Raw genomic sequence first — 18,106 nt, 5'->3', positions numbered from 1 at the left:
CCAAATACGTTGACCAAAATTTCAAATCTTGTATGCTGCATCACATCTGGACCTGAGGACGGTGGCCATGGGCACGCTTCGGACCACGGGGACACGACTCGCATTCTTCGTCGGCTGCGTCGCGTTAGTGACGCTCGCGGCCTGCACGCCGCGCGGGACCGGCACCACTGCCGGCACCGGCTCCGGTGCCGAAGCACCGGCCAAAGGCGGAGAGAGCGCGGTCTCAATGAGCTACTCCTGGTGGGGTGGCGACAACCGCACCAAGCTGCAGAACGCGGTCGTCGACCAGTTCGAGGCGAAGAACGCCGGCATCACGTTCCGCGTGCAGACCGCTGGCGACACGGCCTCGCACATCGAACGACTCGCGGTACAGGCCTCCGGGCGCAACCTGCCCGACCTGTACCAGATGCAGGACCGCTTCATCCGGCAGTTCTCCGACGGCGATTCCATGCGCCCACTCGACGATCTGATCGCCGACGGCACGATCGACGTCTCGGATATGCCGCCGGAGGTACTGGCAGCCGGCAAGTGGGGCGACAAGCAGCTGATGATCGGCACGTCGTTCTCGTTCCGCGGCCTGTACTACAACGAGAAGGCGTTCACCACCGCCGGCGTCGAGCCGCCGAACCCGAAGACCACCTGGGACCAGCTGTCGGAGAAGGTGCTGGCACTGCACCAGGCCGGTCTCGCCAAGGGGTCGTATGCGGCGCTCAACCTGTGCGGCAGCGACATCGCGTTCTACTCGTTCCTCGGCGGCAACGACATCAAGCCGTACAACGGCGACCAGCTCGGCTTCACCGCGGCGGACGTCGAGTCCTGGTTCGGCTACTGGGACAAGCTCGCGAAGGGCGGTGCCGTTCCACCGGCCGCGCTCCAGGTCGAGCAACAGGGCAACACGACCGAGGACAGTATGTTCGCCAAGAAGATGGTGATGGTCGACATCTTCCCCGCGAACCAGTACGAGACCACGCGGGAGATCAACCCCGACACCAGCGTGACAGGAGTGCCCGCTGGTCCGAAGGGGCCGGGCAACTACCTGATCGTCAGCGGACAGTCGATCTCCGGACGGACGGAGCACGCGAAGGACGCGGCGAAGTTCATCAACTTCTTCCTCAACGACGTGGAAGCGGCCAAGACCTACAAGGCGGACAACGGCCTTCCGGCAGCGAACAAGACGCGTGAAGCGGTCGCGCAGAGCCTGAAGCTCCGCCAGTTCGAGCTGTACGACGAGATCAAGGACGATCTCACGCAGCAGGAGCCTGCTCCGCCCGGATCCGCAGAGGTGATCTCGGCGCTCGAACGTTCCTGCGACGAGCTCGCGTTCGGCCGGCAGAACGTCAGTAAGGCTGCCGAACAGTTCGTTGCTCAAGCCAAGCAGGCAATCGATCGCTCATGAGTATGGAGGGTGTGACCTGATGGTCGACGTCGAAACCAACGGCCGGGCGGATGTACGCAGTGGACTGGAGCGCTACAACGGGCTCCGCGTCACCGATGTCTGCGACGGCATGGACGCGATCGGCATGATGGACATGGGCATGATGAACCGAGACATCGTGCCGCTGTGGAGAGACCTGGAGAGCTTCAAGCACCGCATCTACGGTGTCGCGCACACCGTACGGTTCGTGCCCACGCAGCGGCCCGTTCCGGCGCAGTCGCCCGAAGAGTTCTACGACTGGATGCGGGAGTGGTACCAGGAGCTCGCGCAGGGGCCGATCCGTGCGGACATCAAGCCCGGCGACCTGATCGTGATCGACGGCTTCGAGCTGGGGACGACCGGCTTCATCGGGTCGAACAACGCGCTGTCGTGGATCACGTTGGGCGCGGTCGGCGTGGTGACGAACGGTGGCGCGCGCGACACCGACGAGCTGATCAAGCAGCAGGTGCCGGTGTACTCGCGCTACATCTCGCGGACGATCCGTCCGGGCCGCATCGAGCTCGACGCCACGCAGGTGAAGGTGAACGTGGGCGGCGCGGTCGTCAACCCCGGCGACGTGGTCGTGGCCGACGGCGACGGCGTGGTCGTCGTTCCGGCGGCGAAGGCCGAGGACGTCGCCGAGCACGCGTGGCGGCACGCGACGAAGGACAAGGAGAAGCGTCGGGCTCTGTATGCCGAGGCTGGCCTGCCCGAGGACTGGACGCTCAGCTGACCATGCCAGCTCTGGCCGTACGACGACACCGCTCCGGCGCTGAGGCGCCGGAGCCGGTGTCGCCTGCTCGATCGAAGCGGAAGAGCCTGCGAGGGCGGCGCGAACAGCGGGCAGCGTACCTGTTTCTGCTGCCCTGGTTCGCGGGTCTGCTGCTGATCACGATCGGCCCGATGCTGGCGTCGCTGTACCTGTCGTTCACGAACTTCAGCATCACGCGGGCGCCGGAGTGGGTCGGTTTCGACAACTACATCAGGATGTTCACCGCGGATCCGCGCTTCTGGCAGTCCGTTCGCGTCACGTCGGTGTACGTGCTCGTGTCGGTCCCGCTGGTGCTGATCTTCGCGCTGGCGTTGGCCGTCGTCCTCAACCGCGGGCTGCGCGGCCTGTCGCTCTACCGTTCGCTGTACTACCTGCCCTCGCTGATGGGCTCGAGCGTCGCGATCGCGATCCTGTGGCGGCAGGTGTTCGGGCAGAGCGGGCTGGTGAACAAGCTGCTCGGCTTCTTCGGCATCGAGGGCCAGAGCTGGATCGGCGATCCGCGAACGTCGCTCTACACGCTGATCGCCTTGAACGTCTGGACGTTCGGCTCCGCGATGATCATCTTCCTGGCCGGTCTGCGGCAGATCCCGAACGAGCTGTACGAGTCCGCACTGATCGACGGCGCCGGCCGCTGGCAGCGGTTCATCCGCATCACGCTGCCGCTGCTTACGCCGATCATCTTGTTCAACGGGATCCTCAACATGATCTCGGCGTTCCAGGCGTTTACTCCCGCGTTCGTCGTCAGCGGCGGCTCAGGTGGGCCGGCGGACTCGACGCTGTTCTACACGCTTTACCTGTACCAGCAGGGATTCACGAACTTCCAGATGGGCTACGCGTCCGCGATGGCGTGGGTGCTCCTCGCCGCGATCGCGGCCTGTACGGCGCTGATCTTCGCGACCTCAGGTCGCTGGGTCTTCTACTACGACGGGAAGTGACGTCGGTGGCTGTAGTCGCTGAGGTGCGCGAACCACAGCTGGGCGGGGCACGGACGCCGCTGTGGCGGCGGACCGTGACGCACGTGCTGCTGATCGTCGGCCTGATCCTGATGATCTATCCGCTGCTGTGGCTGGCGAGCTCGTCGGTACGTCCCGCGTCGGAGATCTTCACGGCCTCCGGGTTGTGGCCGTCGACGATCAGGTTCGAGAACTTCGTCGACGGCTGGTACGCGTTCAGCGACGTCACGTTCGGAACGTTGTTCGCGAACTCGTTCCTCATCGCGTTCGGCGCGATCGTCGGCAACCTGCTGTCCTGCTCGTTGGCGGCGTACGCCTTTGCCCGCTTGGAGTTCCGGTTCAAGAACGCGCTGTTCTTCATCATGCTGTCGACGATGATGCTGCCGTACCACGTGCAGATCATCCCGCAGTACATAGCGTTCCTGAACATCGGTTGGGTGGACACGCTCTTCCCGCTGATCGTGCCGAAGTTCCTCGCGACCGACGCGTTCTTCATCTTCTTGATGGTGCAGTTCATCCGCGGCCTGCCGCGCGAGCTGGACGAGTCGGCGGAGATCGACGGCGCCGGCTTCTTCTCGATCTACTGGCGGGTCATCCTGCCGCTGCTGATGCCGGCACTCGCGACGACCGCGACGTTCACGTTCATCTTCACCTGGAACGACTTCTTCAGCCCGCTGATCTACCTCACCAGCTCGGAGAACTTCACGGTGCCGTTGGGGTTGCGGGCGTTCCTCGACAGCGAGGGGGAGTCGTCGTACGGGCCGATGTTCGCGATGTCTCTGCTGTCGCTGGGCCCGATCTTCGGGTTCTTCCTCGCCTCCCAGCGGTTCCTCGTGCACGGCATCGCGACGACGGGACTCAAATGAGCATCGTGCTGGGCTGCATGACGTTCGGCTCGCAGGTGGATCTCGCCGGCGCCCGCGAGATGGTCGCGATGGCGCGCGACGCCGGCGTCACGGCGTACGACACCTCGAACAACTACAACGACGGCGCCTCGGAGGAGATCCTCGGCGAGGTGGTCCGCCCGTTCCGGTCGGAGGTCACGCTGTCGACGAAGGTCGGCAGCCACGTCGACCAGTCCGACCCGACCGTCTCGGGCCTCGCCCGCAAGGCGATCGTCACCGCGATCGAGGGCAGCCTGCGCCGGCTCGGCACGGAGTACGTCGACCTCTACTACTTCCACCGGCCGGACTGGCGTACGCCGATCGAGGAGTCGCTCGCAGCCGCCGACGAGCTGCTGCGCGCCGGCAAGATCCGCGCGCTGGGCCAGTCGAACTTCGCGGCCTGGCAGGTGACGCAGCAGCACTACCTCGCGCAGCTGCACGGTTGGCTGGCGCCGACCGTGTGCCAGGTCATGTACAACTTGCTCGCGCGCCGGGTCGAGGCGGAGTACGAGGCGTGCTCCCACGCGCTCGGGCTGCGCAACGTCGCGTACAACCCGCTGGCCGGCGGCCTGCTGACCGGCAAGCACACGCCGAACGCGGTCCCGGACGGCCGGTTCAGCAAGGAGCTGTATCGGGACCGGTACTGGAACGAGGCCCAGTTCGCGGCCGTCTCGCACCTGCGGGGGATCGCCGGGGACGCCGGCCTGACGCTGGTCGAGCTCGCGCTGCGCTGGGTCCGCGACCGCCCGCTGACCGACGACGTCCTCGTCGGCGCCTCGAGCGTGGAGCAGCTGAAGAGCAACCTCGCGGCCCTGTCCGGGCCCGCGCTCGACGAGGCGACCACCGCCGCCTGCGACGAGGTCTGGTCGACGCTGGCGGGTGCGGCTCCGGCCTACAACAGGTGACCGAACGGCGAAAGGTACCCTTGCGTGGTCCTCCGGCCCATACGCAAGGAACAAGTTGATGTCGTTGAAGATCACCGTTGTCGCCCTCGGCAAGATCGGCCTGCCGCTCGCCGTGCAGTTCGCCAGCAAGGGCCACACCGTCACTGGTGTCGACATCAACCAGCAGGTCGTCGACCTGGTCAACGCGGGTACCGAGCCGTTCCCCGGTGAGGCCGACCTCGACGTCAAGCTGAAGCAGGTCGTCGCGGACGGACACCTGACCGCCACGACCGACTACGCGCAGGCTGTCCCGGGCTCGGACGCGGTCGTGATCGTCGTGCCGCTGTTCGTCGACGGGAACGGCGTGCCGGACTTCGGCTGGATGGACTCCGCCACCCGCGACCTCGCCGCGAACCTCACGCCGGGCACCACGGTGATCTACGAGACCACGCTCCCCGTCGGCACCACCCGCAACCGGTGGAAGCCGATGATCGAGGAGGGCTCCGGTCTCGCCGAGGGCAAGGACTTCTGGCTGGTCTTCTCCCCGGAGCGCGTGCTCACCGGCCGGGTGTTCGCCGACCTGCGCAAGTACCCGAAGCTCGTCGGCGGGCTCGACGCCGCGGGCGCGGAGAAGGCGCGCGAGTTCTACGGCGCCGTTCTCGACTTCGACGAGCGCCCGGATCTCCCGCAGAGCAACGGAGTTTGGGACCTCGGCTCGGCCGAGGCCGCCGAGCTGGCGAAGCTCGCGGAGACCACCTACCGCGATGTCAACATCGCCTTGGCGAACCAGTTCGCGCGCTTCGCGGACCAGAACGGCATCGACGTTCACGCGGTCATCAACGCGTCGAACTCCCAGCCCTACAGCCACATTCACCGTCCCGGCATCGCCGTCGGCGGGCACTGCATCCCGATCTACCCGCAGCTGTACCTGTCGAACGACCCGGCCGCGACCGTCGTGCGGACGGCTCGCGCGGCGAACGCCGACATGCCGAAGTACGCGGTGTCGCTGCTCGCCGACACCCTCGGTGACCTGACCGGCAAGCGCGTCGTCGTGCTGGGCGCGGCGTACCGCGGCGGCGTGAAGGAGACCGCGTTCTCCGGTGTCTTCCCGACCGTCGAGGAGCTGCGCGCCCGCGGCGCCGCGGTGCTCGTGCACGACCCGATGTACGACGACAGCGAGCTCGAGGCGTACGGCTTCACCCCGTACCACCTCGGCGAGCCCGTCGACGCCGCCGTGCTGCAGGCCGACCACGCCGAGTACCGCACGATCGGCCCGGCCGACCTGCCCGGCGTCCAGGTGTTCCTCGACGGACGCAACGTGACCGATCCCGCTCGGTGGGAAGGCGTGACGCGCCGCGTCATCGGTGTGGGCTGACCATCGCGGGTCTCGACATACGACTTTCGCCAGTCGTCCGTCGCCGGCGCGGATGGAAGCGTCGCCGGCATGCGGATCCGAGCCCTAGCTCTCACCCTTCTCGTGGCGTGTGCCGTCGCCGTGCCTGCGACGGCGCACGCGTCGCCCTCTCCTGAACCCGTCCTCGCGCTCACCACCTCCGGACCCGTCTCGGGCCTGCGCGAGGGCCTCGTGAACGAGTTCCGTGGCATCCCGTACGCGGCGCCGCCCGTCGGCGAGCTGCGCTGGCGGGCACCGCGTCCGGTGCGGCCCTGGCTGCTGCCGCGGTCCGCGACGGCGTACGCGAGCCCGTGCGCGCAGCGGGCCGGCGAGCAGCAACTCGCCGGGTCCAGCGAGGACTGCCTGTACCTGAACGTGACGACGCCCCGCTCCGGGCCGAGCCGCAAGCCGGTCATGGTGTGGATCCACGGCGGCGGCAACTTCCAGGGGGCGGGCTCGACGTACGACCCGCGCCGGATGGCCGAGCGCGGCGACGTCGTGGTCGTCACGATCAACTACCGCGTCGGTGCGTTCGGCTTCCTGTCCCATCCGGGGTTGGAGGGGTCCGGAACGTTCGGCCTGCAGGACCAGCAGGCCGCGCTGCGCTGGGTGCGGCGCAACGCCGCCCTGTTCGGCGGCGACTCACGCAACGTCACGGTGTTCGGCGAGTCCGCGGGTGGTGTGGACATCTGCGGTCAGCTGACCTCGCCGGCCTCGAACGGCCTGTTCGACAAAGCGATCCTGCAGAGCGGCTCGTGCCTCACCCGCGTCCCGACGTTCGCCACGCCGCAGGACGGGGCGGTCCACCTGGTGAAGGACGACTTCTGGGCGCCGCTGTCCGCCCGCGAGCCGGTCGGCGTGCGGGTGGCCGAGGAGCTCGGGTGCGGCACGGTGTCCTGCCTGCGGCTGCTGCCGACCGCGAAGCTGCTGCCGTACGACAGCTCGTTCGGCATCGCGACCGGAACGCCAACCCTGCCGCGTGATCCGGGCTCGGCGCTGCGTGCGGGCGCGTTCCATCGCGTGCCGGTACTGTCGGGCAACACCCGCGACGAGGCGCGCCTCACGACGATGTTCGTGGAGGCTCTCACCGGTCCGATCACGCGGGAGCGCTACGCGCAGCTGCTGCTCGATACGTTCGGTGCCGACGCTCCTGCTATCGAACGGCGTTACCCGGCTGACGATTCGGCTGCCAAGAACGCGTTGACGCTTGCCTCGTTGGACACCGACCGGGTGTTCGCGTGCGCGCAGCAGGAGACGACGCGGCTGCTCGCTCGGCGCACCGCGGCGTACGGGTTCGAGTTCGCCGATCGCACGGCGCCGACGTTCTCGCCGTTCTTCACCGAGCTGCCGCCGGGCGCCTCGCACGCGTCGGAGCTCGCGTACCTGTTCAAGCTGCTGGACGGCGCGCCGTACGGCCCGAACCTGAAGCACGTCGAGCTCACCGCCGCGCAGCGCCGGCTCGGCGACGCGATGATCGACGCCTGGACCCGCTTCGCGCACACGGGTCGGCCGGGCTGGCCGAAGGCTCCGTATGTGCAGGCGTTCGGCCAGCGCATCGAACCGATCGACGCCACGCGTGTGCACAAGTGCGATCTGTGGGATCACACCCCGAGCGCGGTCGTTCGGTAGGCAGGGAAGAACGAGCGGCCCGGGTCGAGCCCGACGGCTCGAGCCGCCTCCTCGTACGCGGCCGGGTCGAGCACGGCGCGGATCGTGCGGAACTCGAAGCGATCCGGGGCGAAGCCGCCCTTGTAGCGCAGCAGACTGTCGTCGTCGCCACCTACCCCGCCGCCGAGATGCAGCCACCGGTCGCCGCGTTCGTGGCCAGTCTCGGCCACAGCCTCGAACAACGGCCGCGCGGCGCCGAGCGCGTAGTCCTCCGAACGCGTTCCGCCCAGGTGGTACTGGATGATCCCGTTCGTACGGAAGAAGATCGCGGCGCTCGCGACCACGCCGTCGGGCTTGCGCGCGACCCAGAGCTCGGCGTGTTCTCCCAACGTTCCAAGGATGTTCGACACTCGCGCCTCGTCGAGCAGGTACGACTCCGAGGCCTCGTGCTTGGCCATCGTCTGCAGATAGCACTCGGTGAACGCGGCGATCGCCTCGTCGGAGTGATCGTGCTCGAACGTGAGCCCGAGAGCGACCGACTTGCGCAGCGCGCGGCGGTGGTGCGAGCTCGCCGCGGCCAGTCGTTCCTCACGCGGACGGGTCACATCGACAGCCACCGTTGGCGAAACCGGTCCAAGAGTGAACGGCTCGGAGGTGAACAGTTGGCTACTGTCGAGCAACGGGTGGTTGCGCAGGAACACGGTGAGGATGGAAAGTTCCGCACATACCTTGGCGAACCAGGCCGCGAAATCCTCGCGCCACGCCGTATCCACCGTCTCGGGCGACACGCTTGACAGTGCGCCCGGATACCCGTAAACCGATGTCCCATCGTGCTCGTAACCAGTGGTGTGACGGACCGCTTCAGGCAGCGGACGCAGGGTCAGTGGCAGGACCAGCCGATGCGGACCGAACTCGTACGACAACAGAACGCTGTCGTAACCCGCCGGGGTCATGAGTCGTTGGTAGCCCGGAAGGTGATAGGTGTCGTATGTGCTGACTGACCCGAGTTGGGTGAGCCAAGCGGATTCGGCAGACAACTTCGTCGCGTAGGTCATTGGCCAGTTCGTGGGTCAGGGAGAATGCGGAGGTTTCAGGTGGGACGCGCGGTCAAGCGTAGCTTTGACATCGCGGCGGCTCTTCTCGGGCTGATCGTCCTTTCACCACTGATCCTGGCTATCTGCCTCGTTGTGCGATGGCGGATGGGCGGGCCTGTTCTGTTCCGGCAGCGCCGTACCGGCTATCGCGGCCGTGCGTTCGGTGCGCTGAAGTTCCGTTCGATGAATTCACGCAAGGACAAGCACGGCAACCTGTTGCCGGACGCCAAGCGGATCGGCCGGATCGGCCGCCTGCTGCGCAAGACGAGCCTGGACGAGATTCCGCAGCTGCTGAATGTGCTGCGCGGCGAGATGAGCATCATCGGGCCGCGGCCGCTGCTGCCGAAGTACGACCTCTGGTACACCCGCTCTGAGCTGCGGCGATTCGAGGTGCGGCCGGGGATCACCGGGCTCGCGCAGGTCGCGGGGCGGAACACCGTTCGCTGGAACGAGCGGCTGGCGTTCGACGTGCAGTACGTCGAGCGTTGGTCGCTCTGGCTGGACGTGAAGATCCTCGCCCAGACGGTCAAGGTCGTCCTGCGCCGCGACGGCGTGGCCGAGGATCCCCGCGACCTGATGCTGGACCTCGACGACGAGCGGGCGACCGCGATGACCGAAGAGCTTGTCTTGCGCTCCGAGGATCTGGCTCTGCTGCGTGGCTGACCGGACGATCTCGGATGTGGCAGCCGCACGGTGGTACGAACCGGCGGCCAGTCTGCTCCGCCTGATCGTTCCGCAGCCGTGCCTCGGGCTGACGCCGTACGACAGTCCGCGCTTTTCCGCCTTCCTGGCGGCGGCTGCCGCTGTACCGGCGTCGATGCGCACGCTGCTGCTGCGGGGCGTGGTGTCCGCTTCCGGCGAGCTGGTGGCGGTGGCCGACTGGCGGGTGCTGGGGCGGGTGCTGTTCCTGAACGGGATCGCGGTGGCGCACTCGCACCGGGGCGGTGGCCTCGGCACCGAGCTGGTGGCGGACGGCGTACGCCTGGCGAAGTCGCTCGGCTGCAGCGCGGCCGAGCTGGACGTCGCTGTCGGTAACGACCCCGCGGCGGCTCTCTACGAGCGGGCCGAGTTCGAGCCGGTGGGCGTGACGACCTGGGTCGAGCTGTCGGGTGAAGCGCTGGCTCCTCCCGCTGCTGCAGGTGGGTCGGTGCTGGTGGCGCCCGCCCCGGCCCGTACGGCGACGACGTGGCGGGTCCGGAACTGGCCGATGTTCTCGGCGCACTTCACGGCGTACGGCTTCGGCGACGTCGACCTCGCGGGGCCGGGCCAGTCGGCCGCTGTGCGGGTGCTGCCGAGCGGCTGGCGGCTGAGCGGCCTGGAGGAGACCGCGGCGGCCCCGGCGGCCGTGGACGCGCTGGCGGCGGTGCTGGGGGAGCGCCCGGCGAAGGCGTTCGTCGTGGGGACCACCGAGGAGTCGGGCGTACCGATCGTCTCGTTCCGCCGCCTGCGTCGCCTCGTCTAGGACCTGGTGAGCTCCATCTCCCAGTTGGTCTGCCACGTCTGACCGCCGTCGGTCGAGATGGCCTGCCGCCAGTGTGCGGAGTCGGCGGTGATGGCGTCCCAGCGGAAGTGGACCTTGATCGGCGTGCCGTCGGGCAGCGTGTCGTCGCCGTGGAACTCGCCGACACCGTTCGCGAACGTGCCGTGGACGGGTGGCTCGAGGGTGCCGAAGCGGGAGTCGACCCAGTAGATGTCCCAGGTCATGGTGGCGACGTCGTAGGCGCGGAACGCGAGGGCCTTGCGGTCGGGGAAGACGTACTCGTCGACCGAGACCTGCCCGGCGTGGTGGGTGCGCGACTCCATCGTGCTGTCGTACTCCCGCCATTGGCCGCGCTGGTCGAGGCTGCGGTTGCGGATGGTCCAGCTGCCCTGGAGGAATTCGAAGTCGCCGGTTCGCCTCGTGAGGTGGGTGGTGTCGGCGTCGCCGGGCTCCTGGTTGGCGCGGCGGAACTCCATGTGCCAGTTGGTCTCCCAGGTCTCGCCGCCGTCGGTGGAGAAGGCCTGCTGCCAGTGCGCGCTGGTCGGGGTGATGTCGCTCCACTCGTACGTGGCGAGGATCGGCTGCCCCTCGTGCGTGTCGTTGCCGACGAGGCGGCACCGCCCGTCCGCCCAGCCGCCGTGCACGGGCGGCTGCAGGGTGCCGGTCTGGCTGTTGACCCACCAGATCGACCACTCCCCGGTCTCGGCGTTCTGGAGCCTGAGCGACAGGCCGGAGAAGCCACGGTCGGGGAACGTGATCTCGTCGATGCTGATGGCCCCGTCGTGGTAGATCCGCGCCTCAGCCGTACTCCCGCCGAACGCGTCCCAGTCGTCGCTGCCGGTCAGCGGCTTGACCAGCCGCCGATGCTCGACCTCCCAGCCGCCGACGAAGAAGTCGAAGTCGCGTACGCCCTGTGTGCTCATGGGACAGATCCTCGATGGGGTCCACTGACACCTCCTGTCAGCGGACGGCAGGCGATCCCTCGTGCCCCGGCCCTCGCCTGGCCGGCATGGACGGGTGTCTCGGTGGGCGAGATCCGGGTCCGCGACTTGAACGGGCCGCTACCATCGAAACAACCGTCCGTGTCCCGTGCCATCACCGTGGAGCCCTCTTGCCCGTCGACTACAGGTTGTCGCACCTGCAGGCCCTCGAGGCGGAGTCGATCCACATCGTCCGCGAGGTCGCGGCCGAGTTCGAGCGCCCCGCTCTTCTGTTCTCCGGCGGCAAGGACTCCTGCGTCATGCTGCGGCTGGCCGAGAAGGCGTTCTGGCCGGCTAAGATCCCGTTCGCGATCATGCACGTCGACACTGGCCACAACTTCCAAGAGGTGCTCGACTTCCGCGACCGGACCGTCGAACGCCTCGGCCTGCGACTCGTCGTCGGCTCCGTCCAGAAGGCCATCGACGAGGGCCGCATCACCGAACGGCCCGGCCAGCTCCGCAACCGGCTGCAGACGCAGGTCCTGCTCGAGACCGCCGAGGAGCACAGCTTCGACGCCCTGCTCGGCGGCGCGCGGCGCGACGAGGAGAAGGCGCGGGCGAAGGAGCGGGTGTTCTCGTTCCGCGACGAGTTCGGCCAGTGGGACCCGAAGAACCAGCGGCCCGAGCTGTGGAACCTCTACAACGGCCGCGTCCACCCCGGCGAGTCGATCCGCGCGTTCCCGCTGTCGAACTGGACAGAGCTCGACATCTGGCACTACATCGCCGAGGACGGGCTCGACCTGCCGCAGATCTACTTCGCGCACCGGCGCAAGGTGTTCGAACGCGACGGCATGCTGCTCCCCGAGTCCGAGCTGCTGCCCCGCAAGGACGGCGAGGACCTGTTCGAGGCCCACGTTCGCTACCGCACCGTCGGCGACCTCACCTGCACCGGCGCCGTCGCCTCGACGGCCGCGACGGTCGAGGAGATCGTCGCCGAGGTCGCCGCCAGCCGGCTGACGGAGCGCGGCGCGACGCGGGCGGACGACCGGTTCAGCGAGGCTGCCATGGAGGATCGCAAGCGGGAGGGCTACTTCTAGATGGACCTGCTGCGTTTCGCCACCGCGGGCAGCGTCGACGACGGCAAGAGCACGTTGATCGGCCGGCTGCTCTACGACTCGAAGGCGATCTTCGAGGACCAGCTCGAGGCCGTCGAACGTACCTCGCGCGACAAGGGCTTCGAGTACACCAACCTCGCGCTGCTCACCGACGGCCTCCGGGCCGAACGCGAACAGGGCATCACGATCGACGTCGCCTACCGGTACTTCGCGACGCCGAAGCGGAAGTTCATCATCGCGGACACCCCTGGACACATCCAGTACACGCGCAACATGGTCACCGGCGCCTCGAACGCCGACCTGGCGCTGGTGTTGGTGGACGCCCGCAACGGGCTGGTCGAGCAGACTCGGCGGCACGCGTTTCTCGTGTCCCTGTTGAGAGTTCCGCACCTCGTGCTGTGCGTGAACAAGATGGACCTCGTCGGCTACGACCAGGAGATCTTCGACCAGATCCGGGAGGAGTTCATCGGCTTCGCGACGAAGCTGACGATCCCCGACCTGCAGGTCATCCCGATCTCCGCGCTCGAGGGCGACAACGTCGTCGAACGTTCGTCGAACATGCCCTGGTACGACGGCCCGTCGCTGCTGCATCACCTGGAGAACGTGTACGTGGCGTCGGACCGCAACCTGGTCGACGTCCGGCTGCCGGTGCAGTACGTGATCCGGCCGCAGTCGAACGAGTTCCACGACTACCGCGGCTACGCCGGCCAGGTCATCGGCGGCGTCCTCAAGCCGGGCGACGAAGTGATGGTGCTGCCGTCCGGCATGACGTCGCGGGTCTCGTCGATCGAGACGTTCGACGGCCCGGTCTCACAGGCGTTCCCGCCGATGTCGGTGACCGTACGGCTGGCCGACGACCTGGACGTGTCCCGAGGGGACATGATCTGCCGCCCGTTCAACAAGCCGGTCGTGGCGCAGAACCTCTGCGCGATGGTCAGCTGGATGACCGACCAGCCGCTCCGGCCGGGCCAGCGGTTGACCGTGAAGCACACGACCCGCACCGCGCGGGCGATCGTGAAGAAGCTGCACTATCGGCTGGACGTGAACTCCCTGCACCGCGATGAGGGCGCCGACCAACTCGGGCTGAACGAGATCGGCCGCATCGACCTGCGCGTAGCCCAGCCCCTGTTCGTCGACGACTACGCGCGCAACCGCCTGACCGGCGGCCTCGTCCTGATCGACGAAGCCACCAACGTCACCGTCGGCGCCGCCATGATCGTCGCCGCCGACTAAGGGAACCGCGCGCGCCTCGCCCGATCCGCCCTGGCCCTGCCTCGGGCCGTCGCACGTCGTTGTCGCTGGCTGCCGGCAGTTCGTCCACAGGTGTCTCCACTTTGCCCACCGAAGTGGGGTTGGCGCGCCTTCAGTCCTGGCCCCAAGCACCGTTTCGGTGGGTGAAGTCGGATGGTGGAGTGGATCTGTCCCTGGCGACAGTCGCCTCCCGGCCTCGCGCCGTCTCCTGGCCCTGCCCATCTCACCTCCGGCCACTTGGTGACTTGCCGCTTTGCCCACCGAGCGCTGCGCGCGTCGTTGTCGCTGGCTGCCGGCACGATCGTCCACAGGCGCCTCCACGTTGCCCACCGAAGTGGGGTTGGCGCGCCCTCAGCCCTGGCCACCAGCACCGTTTCGGTGGGTGAAGTCGGATGCGCGGAGTGGCGGCATCATGCCACCGAAGCGTTGGTGGCTCGACCTGTCCTTCGTGACAAATCGCGTCGTCCGACCGTCCGTCCGTCCGTCCGTCCGTCCGCCCGTCCGCCCGTCCGTCCGCCCGTCCGTCCGTCCGCCCGTCCGCCCGTCCGACCGTCCGTCCGCCCGTCCGACCGTCCGACCGACCGTCCGCCCGACCGCCCGTCCTCGCGCACCAGGCCCCGCCCTGCTCGTCCTCGGGACGAGTCGCTTCGCCCCATTCGGCCTGCCTCGTCCCGCCGCACCACCGGGCCACCTGATGCTCGCCACCTGGCCCACCGAGCGCCGCGCGCGTCGTTGACGGCTGGATGCCGGCACGATCGTCCACAGGCGTCTCCACTTTGCCCACCGAAGCGGGGTTTGCGCGCCCTCAGCGCCGACGCCAGCACCGTTTCGGTGGGTGAAGTCGGATGGTGGAGCGCGGCCTCGGGAACCATGAGCTGTGGCTGGCTGGCTGGGTCGGGGGCACCCTGGTCCCATAGGTCCGGACGAGGGCGCCCCCGACCCAGTCAAGCCCGGCCACCCCGGCCACACCGGCCGCTTCGACAACGGCCACCGAGCCACCCTTGGATGAAGGGCACCTTCATCCATGCCGCCGGCGCGCCGGCTGCCCGAGCTGTCCCTCGTGACACGCGTCGCCCAACCGGCCCCCGCACCGAGCCCGCCTCGCGCGCCGAGCCGGCCTCGCGCGCCGAGCCCGCCTCGCGCACCCAGCCGGCCTCGCGCACCCGGCGCCCGCCCCTTCCTGGCCTCGCCCCAGCTCGCCCCTCGCGACGAGATCGCATCGTCCCACCCGGCATGCCTCGTCCCGCCTCGCCTCCGGGCCACCCAGGTGACTTGCCACGTTGCCCACCGAGCGCGTGCGGGTCGTTGTCGTTGGCTGCCGGCGCGATCGTCCACAGGTGTCTCCACTTTGCCCACCGAAGTGGGGTTTGCGCGCCTATAGCGCTGACACCGGCGCCGTTCGGTGGTTCCCATCCGTTCATGGACAACCGCTGTTGCTCGGGGCAACCGAGGACTAGAATCGAGATTGTCAAACATCAGATGACCGGAGGAATGTCCGCCTACTGAGACAGGAGGCTCAGCCCGCGGTGTCATCATCGCCAGCACCGAGCGCAGAACCAGAACTCGCACCCGGACCCACCCGCATCCAGGCAAGACTCGTCATCATCCTCGGCGCCCTCACAGCGACCGCTCCGATGACTCTCGACTTGTACCTTCCCGCCCTCCCGCAGATGCAGGGCGACCTCGGGACCACCGAGTCCCAACTCCAGCTCACGCTGACCGCCGCGCTGCTCGGCATCGCCCTCGGGCAGGCGATCATCGGCCCGATCTCGGACAGCATCGGCCGGCGCAAGCCGCTCCTCGTCGGCACCGCGATCTACGCGCTCGCGTCCATCGCCGCCGCGCTCGCCCCCAACGTCCAACTGCTCATCGGAGCCCGCGTCGTCCAGGCCATGGCCGGCGCCGCCGGGATCGTCGTCGCCCGGGCGATCGTCCGCGACACGGTCAGCGGCGCTGAGATCGCCCGCCTGCTGAGCATGCTCATGCTCGTCACCGGCCTCGCGCCGATCCTCGCCCCAGTGATGGGCGGCCAGCTGCTCCAGTTCACCGACTGGCGCGCACTGTTCGTCATCCTCGCGGTCTTCGGTGCGGGCCTGTTCATCGCCGTCGCCGGCTGGCTCCCCGACAGCCTGCCCACCGAACGCCGCCGCCCGACCGGTCTCAAGGAGATCCTGCGGGGCTACCGCTACGTCGCCAGCAACAAGGCGTTCCTCGGGTACGCCTTCGCGCTCGCGATCGGCTTCGCGTCGATCTTCGCCTACATCTCGGGCAGCCCGTTCGTCTTCCAGGGCGAGTACCAGCTCAGCCCGCAGGCGTACGGACTGCTCTTCGGCATCAACGGCGTCGGCCTGATGATCGTCTCCCAGATCGGCGGCCGGATCGTCCGCAGGTTCGGCAGCCGCACCCTGCTCACGGCCGGCCAGATCATCGCGTTCGCCAGCGCGGGCGCGCTGCTGTTCGCCGCGGTCACCGGCATCGGCGGGTTCCTGGGCATCGTGATCCCACTGTTCGGCTGCGTCGCGGTCATGCCGCTGGTCGGCGCGAACGCCACCGCCCTCGCGCTGCAGCAGTACCCGGACGCCGCCGGTACGGCCTCAGCCCTGCTCGGCACGATGCAGTTCGTCGTCGCCGGCCTGATCGGTCCGCTCGTCACGCTGGTCGACGTGAGCAGTGCGGTCCCGATGGCCGTCGTGATGTTCCTCTGCTTCGGGCTAGCCCTGGTCGCGCGCTTCGCCCTCACCCGGGAGCCGCGGGTCGCGCCCCTCCCCGTCCTCGAGCCAGCCGTGGTCCCGGAGTAGTCCGAGGACCCGTTCAACCGCTGCGGCGATCGGCACCGACGTGGTGTCGATCGCCAGGTCGGTGTCGTCCGGCGCCTCGTACGGGTCGGAGATCCCCGTGAACTCCTTGATCTCGCCCGCCCGCGCCTTCGCGTAGAGGCCCTTGCGATCGCGGCGTTCGCACTCCTCGAGCGGCGTCGAGACGTGCACCAGCGCGAACGAGCCGCCCGCCTCCTCCACCATCGCGCGCACCTCCGCGCGCGTGGCGGCGTACGGGGCGATCGGCGCGCAGATCGCGAGCCCCCCGTGCCGCGCCACCTCGGCGGCGACGTACCCGATCCGCCGGATGTTCGCCTCGCGGTCCGCCTTCGAGAAGCCCAGCCCGGCGGACAACATGCGCCGGACCACGTCGCCGTCGAGCAGCGTGACGGTACGGCCGCGTTCCAGCAGCGCCTCACGCAGGCCGCGCGCGATGGTCGACTTGCCCGACCCGGACAGCCCGGTGAGGAACACCACCAGCCCGCCGCGCCGCTCCGCCTGCACGATCGTCTCGACCGCGTCGGGCAAGGGTCCGCCGCTCACCACGTGGACGGGCTCCCCGTACGCCGCGGCCACCCGCGCCGGCTCGATCGTGCGGCCGGCCGGCACCGGCACCACCCGAACCTCGCCGGGGAGCAGTGCGGCAGCGGCCAACGTGGCCCGGACCAGCCCGTGCGCCGAGATGCCCTGCGGTGAACCGGTTCCGACCAACGGGAGAAGGAGCACCCGGTCGAAGCCGGCCGTCGCTCCGGCGAGGTGCTCGATGGCCGTCGAGCTGAGTGGGGCGTCGACCGGGACCGCCGCGATCCGCCCGCCGCCCACGTCTGCGGGAGTGCGCCGCAACGTACGGAACACGCCGTCCTCGCGTGGACGCAGCGCCTCGACCGAACCGGTCAAGCGCACCCGGCCGTCCGCCAGCGGCTCCTTCGCGAGCACGGTGAGCCGGGCGATCGGCGTGCCCTCGAGATCGGTGACGTCGAGGGAGTCCACCGACTCGGCGGCAACGACCGTGACGGTGTCGAGGATGCCGTCGAGGGCGAGCTCGAGGTCGTCGTACTCCGCCGGCGTCACGCGTCGAGCACCAAGGTGACAGGCCCGTCGTTGACGAGCGAGACGTCCATGTGGGCGCCGAACGAGCCGGTCTCGACGTGGGCGCCGAGCTTGCGCAGCGCCTCGCAGAAGTGCGAGACGAGCGGCTCCGCGACCTCGCCCGGCGCCGCCTCGGACCACGACGGGCGGCGGCCCTTGCGCGTGTCGGCGTACAGCGTGAACTGGCTGACCACCAGCAGCGGCGCCCCGACGTCGGAGCAGGACTGCTCACCGTCCAGGATCCGCAGGCCCCAGATCTTGGCCGCGAGCTTGTCCGCCAGCGCGGCCTCGTCGGAGTGGGTCACGCCCAGCAGAACCAGCAGGCCTGGCTTGTCGATCGCACCCACGACGTCACCATCGACCGTCACGCTGGCCCTCGAGACACGTTGCACCACAGCTCGCACCTGGACATTCTCGCGTCTGCGAAGATGCC

The 18,106-nt window shown here is 68.7% G+C and carries 16 protein-coding genes; 12 read left to right on the top strand and 4 right to left on the bottom strand.

Annotation, left to right across the window (positions count from 1 at the left end; all coding sequences use genetic code 11):
- Positions 1-67: 67 nt before the first annotated feature.
- The 7 genes from JOD67_RS02500 (at position 68) to JOD67_RS02470 (ending at position 7,929) form a co-directional block, all read left to right on the top strand.
- The gene (locus tag JOD67_RS02500; RefSeq protein ID WP_205114549.1) at positions 68-1,396 is read left to right on the top strand and encodes an ABC transporter substrate-binding protein; all 1,329 of its coding nucleotides are present in this window, start codon (positions 68-70) and stop codon (positions 1,394-1,396) included.
- Between the two features lie 19 nt (positions 1,397-1,415).
- A complete protein-coding gene (locus tag JOD67_RS02495) occupies positions 1,416-2,147 on the top strand; it encodes an RraA family protein (RefSeq protein WP_205114540.1) in 732 nt (243 codons plus the stop codon).
- A 2-nt stretch (positions 2,148-2,149) separates the two neighbouring features.
- On the top strand, positions 2,150-3,121 hold the full coding sequence (locus tag JOD67_RS02490; RefSeq protein WP_205114539.1) for a carbohydrate ABC transporter permease: 972 nt from the start codon (positions 2,150-2,152) through the stop codon (positions 3,119-3,121).
- 5 nt (positions 3,122-3,126) lie between these two features.
- Positions 3,127-4,005, top strand: coding sequence for a carbohydrate ABC transporter permease (locus JOD67_RS02485; RefSeq protein WP_307782250.1), 879 nt, complete (start codon positions 3,127-3,129; stop codon positions 4,003-4,005).
- Positions 4,002-4,928, top strand: coding sequence for an aldo/keto reductase (locus tag JOD67_RS02480; protein WP_205114537.1), 927 nt, complete (start codon positions 4,002-4,004; stop codon positions 4,926-4,928). The genes JOD67_RS02485 and JOD67_RS02480 overlap by 4 nt, the downstream gene beginning before the upstream one ends.
- A gap of 64 nt (positions 4,929-4,992) precedes the next feature.
- A complete protein-coding gene (locus JOD67_RS02475) occupies positions 4,993-6,282 on the top strand; it encodes a nucleotide sugar dehydrogenase (RefSeq protein ID WP_205122830.1) in 1,290 nt (429 codons plus the stop codon).
- A 69-nt stretch (positions 6,283-6,351) separates the two neighbouring features.
- Positions 6,352-7,929, top strand: coding sequence for a carboxylesterase/lipase family protein (locus JOD67_RS02470; protein ID WP_205114535.1), 1,578 nt, complete (start codon positions 6,352-6,354; stop codon positions 7,927-7,929).
- Here JOD67_RS02470 and JOD67_RS02465 read toward each other — a convergent pair.
- Positions 7,902-8,696 carry a GNAT family N-acetyltransferase gene (locus JOD67_RS02465; RefSeq protein ID WP_205114533.1) on the bottom strand — a complete coding sequence of 265 codons (795 nt, stop codon included), beginning with the start codon at positions 8,694-8,696 and terminating at the stop codon, positions 7,902-7,904. The two genes, JOD67_RS02470 and JOD67_RS02465, sit on opposite strands and share 28 nt — an antisense overlap.
- A 291-nt stretch (positions 8,697-8,987) precedes the next feature.
- Between JOD67_RS02465 and JOD67_RS02460 the strand changes: the two genes are divergently transcribed.
- Both JOD67_RS02460 and JOD67_RS02455 read left to right on the top strand, forming a co-directional pair.
- Positions 8,988-9,665 (top strand): sugar transferase, encoded by a 678-nt coding sequence (locus JOD67_RS02460; protein ID WP_205114531.1) that lies wholly within the window; start codon positions 8,988-8,990, stop codon positions 9,663-9,665.
- Between the two features lie 16 nt (positions 9,666-9,681).
- Entirely contained in the window at positions 9,682-10,464 is a 783-nt protein-coding gene (locus JOD67_RS02455; RefSeq protein ID WP_205114529.1) for a GNAT family N-acetyltransferase, read from the top strand.
- On the opposite strand, the gene JOD67_RS02450 is transcribed toward JOD67_RS02455, so the two are convergent.
- Positions 10,461-11,405, bottom strand: a complete 945-nt coding sequence (locus tag JOD67_RS02450; protein ID WP_205122829.1) for a hypothetical protein — start codon at positions 11,403-11,405, stop codon at positions 10,461-10,463. The two genes, JOD67_RS02455 and JOD67_RS02450, sit on opposite strands and share 4 nt — an antisense overlap.
- Positions 11,406-11,593: 188 nt before the next feature.
- On the opposite strand from JOD67_RS02450, the gene cysD reads away from it, so the two are divergent.
- From cysD to JOD67_RS02435, 3 genes are all read left to right on the top strand, one after another.
- Positions 11,594-12,499, top strand: a complete 906-nt coding sequence (cysD, locus tag JOD67_RS02445) for a sulfate adenylyltransferase subunit CysD (protein ID WP_239553696.1) — start codon at positions 11,594-11,596, stop codon at positions 12,497-12,499.
- Positions 12,500-13,750, top strand: coding sequence for a sulfate adenylyltransferase subunit CysN (cysN, locus tag JOD67_RS02440; RefSeq protein WP_205114510.1), 1,251 nt, complete (start codon positions 12,500-12,502; stop codon positions 13,748-13,750).
- A gap of 1,544 nt (positions 13,751-15,294) precedes the next feature.
- Positions 15,295-16,566: a Bcr/CflA family multidrug efflux MFS transporter gene (locus JOD67_RS02435; RefSeq protein WP_307782249.1), complete on the top strand. Its 1,272-nt coding sequence runs from the start codon at positions 15,295-15,297 to the stop codon at positions 16,564-16,566.
- Here JOD67_RS02435 and cysC read toward each other — a convergent pair.
- Together cysC and dtd are read right to left on the bottom strand one after the other, a co-directional pair.
- Entirely contained in the window at positions 16,480-17,655 is a 1,176-nt protein-coding gene (gene cysC, locus JOD67_RS41645; protein ID WP_205114508.1) for an adenylyl-sulfate kinase, read from the bottom strand. The two genes, JOD67_RS02435 and cysC, sit on opposite strands and share 87 nt — an antisense overlap.
- Positions 17,652-18,077, bottom strand: coding sequence for a D-aminoacyl-tRNA deacylase (dtd, locus tag JOD67_RS02425; protein WP_205114506.1), 426 nt, complete (start codon positions 18,075-18,077; stop codon positions 17,652-17,654). Before dtd ends, cysC begins: the two co-directional genes overlap by 4 nt.
- Positions 18,078-18,106: the final 29 nt, after the last annotated feature.

It is taken from the genome of Tenggerimyces flavus, assembly GCF_016907715.1.
In the GTDB taxonomy this organism is placed as follows: Bacteria; Actinomycetota; Actinomycetes; order Propionibacteriales; family Actinopolymorphaceae; genus Tenggerimyces; species Tenggerimyces flavus.
Note: the sequence above shows the minus strand (reverse complement) of the source record. Positions and strands in the feature narration are given on the sequence as shown.

Excerpts from the sequence above, each read along its gene's own strand:
- JOD67_RS02450 (WP_205122829.1), bottom strand. The coding sequence starts at position 11,405 with ATGAGCACACAGGGCGTACGCGACTTCGACTTCTTCGTCGGCGGCTGG.
- JOD67_RS02495 (WP_205114540.1), top strand. The coding sequence starts at position 1,416 with ATGGTCGACGTCGAAACCAACGGCCGGGCGGATGTACGCAGTGGACTG.
- JOD67_RS02500 (WP_205114549.1), top strand. The coding sequence starts at position 68 with ATGGGCACGCTTCGGACCACGGGGACACGACTCGCATTCTTCGTCGGC.
- JOD67_RS02470 (WP_205114535.1), top strand. The coding sequence starts at position 6,352 with ATGCGGATCCGAGCCCTAGCTCTCACCCTTCTCGTGGCGTGTGCCGTC.
- JOD67_RS02480 (WP_205114537.1), top strand. The coding sequence starts at position 4,002 with ATGAGCATCGTGCTGGGCTGCATGACGTTCGGCTCGCAGGTGGATCTC.
- cysN (WP_205114510.1), top strand. The coding sequence starts at position 12,500 with ATGGACCTGCTGCGTTTCGCCACCGCGGGCAGCGTCGACGACGGCAAG.
- JOD67_RS02460 (WP_205114531.1), top strand. The coding sequence starts at position 8,988 with ATGCGGAGGTTTCAGGTGGGACGCGCGGTCAAGCGTAGCTTTGACATC.
- JOD67_RS02490 (WP_205114539.1), top strand. The coding sequence starts at position 2,150 with ATGCCAGCTCTGGCCGTACGACGACACCGCTCCGGCGCTGAGGCGCCG.